5 protein-coding genes are annotated in these 7,332 nt (G+C 57.8%); all 5 read left to right on the top strand.

Annotated elements, in window-relative coordinates; genetic code table 11:
• On the top strand, positions 1-930 hold a 930-nt coding region (locus tag EN969_RS09780; protein WP_206525143.1), incomplete at its 5' end, for an ATP-grasp fold amidoligase family protein.
• A 327-nt stretch (positions 931-1,257) separates the two neighbouring features.
• Positions 1,258-3,027 carry a calcium-binding protein gene (locus EN969_RS09775; RefSeq protein WP_127419093.1) on the top strand — a complete coding sequence of 590 codons (1,770 nt, stop codon included), beginning with the start codon at positions 1,258-1,260 and terminating at the stop codon, positions 3,025-3,027.
• 416 nt (positions 3,028-3,443) lie between these two features.
• Positions 3,444-4,652, top strand: a complete 1,209-nt coding sequence (locus EN969_RS09770; protein ID WP_063167495.1) for a glycosyltransferase family 4 protein — start codon at positions 3,444-3,446, stop codon at positions 4,650-4,652.
• Positions 4,649-5,908: an O-antigen ligase family protein gene (locus EN969_RS09765; RefSeq protein WP_063167494.1), complete on the top strand. Its 1,260-nt coding sequence runs from the start codon at positions 4,649-4,651 to the stop codon at positions 5,906-5,908. Before EN969_RS09770 ends, EN969_RS09765 begins: the two co-directional genes overlap by 4 nt.
• On the top strand, positions 5,909-7,332 hold a 1,424-nt coding region (asnB, locus tag EN969_RS09760; RefSeq protein ID WP_127419092.1), incomplete at its 3' end, for an asparagine synthase (glutamine-hydrolyzing). It lies immediately after the preceding gene.

Below are 7,332 nucleotides of genomic sequence, written 5' to 3'. Positions count from 1 at the left end.
GTCAGCTTGATAACCCCGAATTTCTACGTGCTGAACTACCCCATAGCAGCAGCGGGATTCTTTAACGGGAACAACAGGTTCCCAAGACGGGTTTCCAGTCAATCGGCTACGATAAATGATTTTATATTTGACAGAATGATACGAAATAGATGGGGATACCTGGAGAAGATTTGCGTTGATAAGCATTATGCTAAGTACATAGCTAGTGGAATCGCAGGCCTTAAAATCCCAAAGACGATCTCTGTATTCAAGATAGATAGAAATACGACGGCAGATGACATTTTACTTTGGATCCAGCCTTTCCTCGGACGTCATTTCGTGATGAAGCCGACCCATTCCTCTGGAAAAATTATATTCCTCGACAAACCGCTCAATAGGAAAACTCTAGAGGAATTCTTAAATTTCTCTAAGAGGTCGTACTTTAATATCGGACGAGAGACACAATATTATAAAATGGAAAAGAAATTAATTGTCGAAGACAACATTTCTACTGGTGGTGAATTAAGTGACTACAAATTCTTTTGCGTTCGCGGCAAGGCAATTTATCTTCAGGTCGACGTCGGTAGATTTGTTGATCATAAAAGGGCTGTCTTTTCTCTTCCGGATTTTAAGCAGATTGATGTCATGTATGGTTATGACCTACCAGAAAACGTAGAAAGGCCGGAAAATCTCGAAAAAATGATCGAGATCGCGGAAACGATATCTAGGGATGTTGAGTTTGTCAGGGTCGATTTGTACAGCATTAACGGTGACATATATTTTGGAGAGATGACTTTTTCTCCATGCGCTGGGTCGGATCATATTTCAAACGAGAGTTGGGCCATCGATTTTTTAAATAGGATCAAAGCAGAAAGTGCTCCTAAAGCAGCGATAGGTGGCCGCTTCACGCCGCAAGCGGCACGATCTTTCGACCGTCAAGTTGGCGGGTGAGCCGCGAGGGCGTCAGCGCAAGCCTCGGTTCATGTGCCGAGGCACCCCAATTGGCTTTCCCCTAGTTGGGGATAACCCGGTCGGGAAAGGCGGATATTTCCCAATCACGCGGCTCAACAATGAGCCGGATGAGAGGGGCTTATGTTGTTGTTGCGGCACTGTTTTAAAAGACTTCGGTTGACCCGAAGCGGAACATCTCCTGCTGTGCAGCAATCCTGTCGGCGATCAAAGATTCTATCCAGCGGGTGTCGTATTTGATTTGGGCCTAATATGCGCCGTCAACTAAGCAGACGTGGGGCATAACCGAATCAACCAAAGGATTTTTGGATGACACTCCACTACGCGTCCGGTGGATCAGCCGCCGAGATCGCAACCGCCGGATTCAATCTGGCTGATGTTCAGTACGTTTCGCAAGTCAATGCCTTGCCGGATGGCATGAAAGGCTTGGTTTATCTCGGTGAGCACGACGGAGTAACTTCGTCTTTCATTGATAAAGTCACTCCCTTCATAGGTAATCCAAATGTGTTCGGGTTTTACCTTAGCGACGAGCCTGATCCGACAGGCAAGTGGGGCAGCTACGCAACCGCTGCAAATCTAAAGGCGGAATCCGACTGGATTCATTCTCATGTTCCCGGCGCCAAGACCTTCATCACGATGATGAACTTGGGCACGGATGGCTCCCCGAGCTACATGAACCCGAACGACCCGGCCCACGCCGCTTACAATCCGGCGAATACGGGCATCGATTTCTACGGTATCGGCTATTACCCCATCAACAACACTTCGGCTCCCGACTACACCCATATCGACAAGATGGTTGCGGCTGCCGGTGAAGCGGGCATCCCGATTGACAAGATCGTCCCGCTTTACCAGGCGTTCGGTGGTGGCAACTGGGAAACCAGCGCTGGCGGCAAGTTTGTCATGCCCACCGCTGCCCAGGAGCAGGCCATGATTGATCGTTGGGCCGCACTGGTTCCGTCGCCGGCCTTTGACTATACCTATAAATGGGGAACGCAGAATGGCGACACCGCGCTTGAAAGCGCCTTGGAACTGAAAGCCTTTTTCCTCCAGCACAATCTCGAGGGCACCCATGCCCCGGTCTCGCCCCCGGTTAGTGATCCTGTCACGCCCCCGGTCAGTGATCCGGTCGGCACACCGACCACACCTCCTACTCACGTCGGCACCCCTGCTCCCACCGGGCCGGCCCCGTCGGGCAGCGATCATGTCTTCCATGGCACGCGCGGCGCAGACGTTTTCCACGCAACCGGGGGCAATGACAAATATCTCGTCAACAATGCTCATGACAAGGTCATGGAAGCGCCAAACGGGGGCTTCGACAAGGTCGCGGCCTCGGTGAGTTACGCTCTTACGGCGGGATCACATGTCGAGCAGCTCTCCACCGCCAATTCCGGTGGCAGGGCGTCCATTAACCTGACCGGCAACGAATTCGGTCAAGCCATCTATGGAAATGGCGGTGCCAACAAGATCAATGGCGGCGGTGGCGCCGACAAGATGACCGGCTATGGCGGCAATGACACCTATTACGTCGACAATGCCCACGACAAGGTGGTGGAGCAGGGAGGAAGCGGCCTCGACAAGGTTCTTGCCTCGGTGAGCTTCGCTCTTTCGGCTGGCTCGCACATCGAGCAACTCGCAACCACCAAGACGTCCGGCAAGGCCGCCATCAATCTGACCGGCAACGAATTCGGACAGACCATTCAAGGCAATGCCGGTAACAACAAGATCGACGGTGGCGGCGGAGCCGATACGTTGACCGGGCACGGGGGCAGAGATGCCTTCGTGTTCAGTACCGCCCTTGGCGCTGGAAACGTCGACAGGATCACTGATTTCAACAAAGCCCAGGACAAGATCCACCTCGACCATTCCATCTTTGCCGGTCTCGATCAGGGGGGCCTCTCGTCGGACGCTTTCTTTGCCGGCAAAGCGGCGCATGACAGTTCCGATCACATTATCTACAACAGTTCGACCGGAGCTCTTTCTTTCGACAGCGACGGCGTCGGAGGCGCAAACCAGATCCATTTCGCGAGCCTCTCTCCGCATCTGTCGATTACCGCATCGTCTTTCCTGGTCACCTGACGCTCCAGCGACGAATGCCTTAAAGGTCGGCGAGGTCTTGGTGCCTCGCCGACAGTCGTTTGGGCCGAGCGTCCGAACTTCGCGCCCATCAGCGAGCCGCGGAGTTCAGGTCCGCCACGCCTTACTCCAGCCACTCATCGTACCCACTTCAGGCAATGCCGTGGGGGCGTCCCGGTGAGACTGCGTCGGCAAGACAGGAGGGACATTAGCGCTCCCCCACCGCGAGGGAATCTCGCCTCACTGGTCCTACCCCTTTCCAAACATCATGGTGTCATTCAAACGGACGAGGACAGGAACCCGGCCTCCCCATAGCGTGCACTCGGGCGGGATGCGCTCATAGGTGATGAAACCGGGCCGTGGCAGCATCGAGAGCGTCAGTTACTCGATTGCCCGCCGTGTGCGCTGGGGAGAGGCAGATGAACCCACATCTGGTCTGCGTGGGAGGCGAGGATCACGCCTTGAGAGTTCCCTTCCTCATCGCGCTGCGAGAGAAAGGCTTTCGCGTTACGGCGGTCTCGAGCGGTTCTCCCGTACCGTTTTTAAGGCATGACATTTCGCATCACAGGTTCTCCTTCGACCGGTTTGCATCTGGCGGCGGGGAATGGCGTGCTCTCGGAACGATGCGCCGATTGATGCGGGAGCTTCGGCCCGACATCATCCAGAGTTTCGACACCAAGCCAAATCTGTTGACGCCCCTTTCCATGCGGGGAACAGTTCCGGTTATTCGCACCATCAACGGGCTGGGCTGGACGTTCTCATCTCTGGCGCCTCGCGCTTTGGCCCTGCGTCCGGTCTATTGCGCGCTGCAATGGCTCGCGTCTTCGTGGACGGCGGCGACCGTTTTCCAAAATCGTGATGACCAACTGTTCTTCGAGCGCTTTCGGCTGACCGGTCGCGGAAGCTCGCGACTGATACGCAGTTCCGGAATCGATGTCGATGCGTTCGCAACGGTGCGCCATCTCGGGTCCTCGGCAACGAAGATGCGTAGGGAACTCGGCCTCCAGTCCGCCGAAGTGGTGATCTTTGTCGGCCGCTTGACCCGTCAGAAGGGTGTGGGAACCCTCCTCGAGGCGGTTCCTCGCGTCGTGGCCGAAAGACCAGCAGCACGATTTGTGCTTGTCGGCCCGCGAGAATCCGAAGGCTCATTCGCAATCGACAAGTCCGAGATCGACCGGCACGCATCTCATGTGCTGGCCTTGGGTCCACGACGCGATGTCGCTGATCTCCTCGGCATGGCCGATGTATTCGCCTTTCCCACCCAGTATCGCGAAGGAGTACCGCGTGTGTTGCTGGAAGCGGGGCTTTCGGGACTGCCAATCGTGGCTTCCAGGATGCCAGGCTGCAGAGACGTCGTCGAAGACGGGTGGAATGGCTACCTGGTTGCACCGCATGACGCCGATGCCCTTGCCTCGCGAACAATAGACTTGCTGTCCGACCGCGCTGGGGCAAAGGCAATGGGCGTCCGTTCCGCTGAACTTGTGCGGGAGCGATTTGCCCTGCCGTTGGTGGTCGATCAGTACTGCGACCTGTACGAAAACACACTCCGCGCGGGGCTTCCGCGACCGCTCCCTGCTGTCGCGCTTGAGGGCAGCCTCGCAGATCACCGGGGCGGAGCACGTCAATGATCCGGGACGCCTTGCTCGCCCTGGGAGTTGCGATGTCCTACGCGACGCAACTGGCCGTTCCGGGATTGCCGCTCGGCTATGGCGAATTGTTCATCGCGATCTGGATCGTTCTGGCGATTGGACGAATATTCGCCGGGGGTCGTCTCCAGGTCACACCCGCTTTTGTCCAACTGGCGAGCTTCTGGCTGATCTTGTCGCTGGCTTTGGGAATCGGCACGATCGTCGGCTACCTGACCACCGTCCTTTACTTGACCGGGCTGGTACATGACCTGATGGCCTACATGCTGCTGGCCGGCTTCACATGCCTGGCGGCCGCGGAGCCCGACGCCGATCGTCACCTTCGCCGCAGTGCCTGGTGGGTGATCGCCATCGCCAATGGAAGCTTCGTAATTCAGCTGGGATTGGCATTTGGGGTAGCCCACCAGCCCGGCGTCGACCCCTGGTTCTGGGACAGATTCCGGGGCTGGTCCGAGAACCCGAACCAACTTGCGCTCTATTGCGCGCTTTTTGGCCCCCTGGCTTTGCACCTTGCCACGACCACCCGCAACCCATGGCGCCGTTTGCTCGCATTCTCCAGCCTGATCCTGACCTTTTATGTCGGCCGGCTGACGAAGAGCGACACCTATCTCTACACCAGTATCCTGAGCTGCCTCGTCTTTCTCGGATTGCGGCTTCGTGCATGGATCGCAACAAGCGGTCGCGCCAGCCTGCCCCGCTTGGCAGCAATTGTGCTGTTGGCGGGTTCCTTGCCTTTAGCGCTGGCGATGACGCCCTACGCGCTCACCGAAGAGGCCAGCGTCGCCCATTTTGCCAAGAGCCTTACCAAGGACCAGGGTGGGGAAGCGACACTCGAAACGTTCGAACTCCGGCTCTATCTGTGGCAGGACGCGGTGGAAACGGGGTTGAAATCCGGGTCGCTGGGATTGGGCCCTGGGCCTCACCTCGAGCGCCCGCCCGTCGCCGACCGTCAATTTCTGCAGCGACCTTTCGAGGCCCATAATACCGTTCTTGACCTTTACCTGCAGGGCGGATTGCTTGCGGTGATGGCATTGGTCTGGATCGTGGGAGCCGCAATGTCGCTTGCCTGGCGAGCGGGATTCGACGCGCTGCTGGTGCTCGGTGCGTCGACGATAATCTTCAGCATGCCTCACCTGATCATCCGCCATCCGATCGTGTGGTTTTCGCTGGCTTTCTGCCTCGTTGCCGGAAATCCGACCGCACTTCGGCGGCAACTTGCCGAGCCCAGGGTGCCCTAAATGTGTGGGATCGCCGGAATTCTATTGGCTTCCGATGCCACAGACATAAAGCCGCTCCAAGCGATCGGGCGGATGACCGCATCGCTGCGTCACCGGGGCCCGGATGGCGAAGGGCTCTGGGCCGATCGCGAGGCTGGAATCGCATTGGGCCACAGGCGATTGGCAATTGTCGACCTGTCAGCCGCCGGGCACCAGCCGATGCATTCTGCCAGCGGCCGATACGTGATCACCTTCAACGGTGAGATATACAATTTTCGCGATTTACGTCGCGAACTTGAGGGTGCGGGCCAAACCTTTCAAGGCGCCAGCGACACCGAAGTGATGCTCAGCGCAATCGAGCATTGGGGGCTTGAAACCGCCCTCAAACGCTTTGCCGGAATGTTCGTGTTCGCATTGTGGGATCTGAAGACAAGAAGCCTTTATCTGGCCCGTGACAGGATGGGCAAAAAGCCCCTCTATGTTGCTTCGACCCGAGACGCATTGGTCTTCGCCTCTGAGCTGAAGGCGATCAACACCTTTCCGGGCTTCTCTCCCGACCTTGATCTTGATGCCGCGGCGGCAATGCTTTCAACGGGATGGGTGCCGGACCATCTCTGTATCTGGCGAGGCGTGTTCAAACTGCCGCCTGGTTCCGTCCTTTCCGTCACCGCGGCGAATTGTGCCGAAGACCGCAGCGCGGACCGTCTTTCGCAACGCGTTCACCGCTGGTGGTCACTGGCTGACGTTGCAGCCGATGGGCGACGGAACCCCGCTACCGGCACCGACGAAGATCTGGTTGACGAACTGGACAACCGGCTTCGGCTGGCCGTGCGGGAACGCATGATGGCCGACGTCCCTCTGGGTGGCTTCCTGTCGGGCGGGATCGACAGCTCAGCCGTGATCGCCCTGATGCAGGCTCAATCCTGCAAGCCGGTTCGCAGTTTCACGATCTCGTTCGCAGAGGGCGGCTTTGATGAAGCTCCATACGCAGCGGCCGTTGCCCGTCATCTGGGCACCGACCACTCCGAACTTCACCTCTCGCCCAGCGCCGCACGTGACGTCATTCCCGAGTTGCCGCAGGTCTGGGATGAACCCTTCGCCGATGAATCGCAGATACCGACCTTGCTCGTTGCCAGGCTCGCCCGTCAGCACGTCACCGTAGCGCTGTCGGGCGACGGCGGTGACGAATGCTTCGCAGGATACGGCCGCCACTTCATGGCGGAGCGGTTGAAACGACACCTGCGCCTGCCCCGACAACTGCGCCGAACCTTGGCGGCAGGGGCAGGTTTTTTCGCACGCGCCGGACGCGACGATGTCATCGGCAAACTGCCACTCTCTGCGAGCGCGAGGCATTTTATCCGGAGCGACCGGATGGAACGTCTCGCCCGGCTGCTCACGGCATCGAATGAAGACGAATTGTTTCAGCGGCTGGCGCGGCCACAGGC

This window comes from Mesorhizobium sp. M7A.F.Ca.CA.003.01.2.1 (assembly GCF_003998945.1).
GTDB classification, from domain to species: Bacteria; Pseudomonadota; Alphaproteobacteria; order Rhizobiales; family Rhizobiaceae; genus Mesorhizobium; species Mesorhizobium ciceri.
This window is presented reverse-complemented; position numbering and strand designations above follow the sequence as displayed.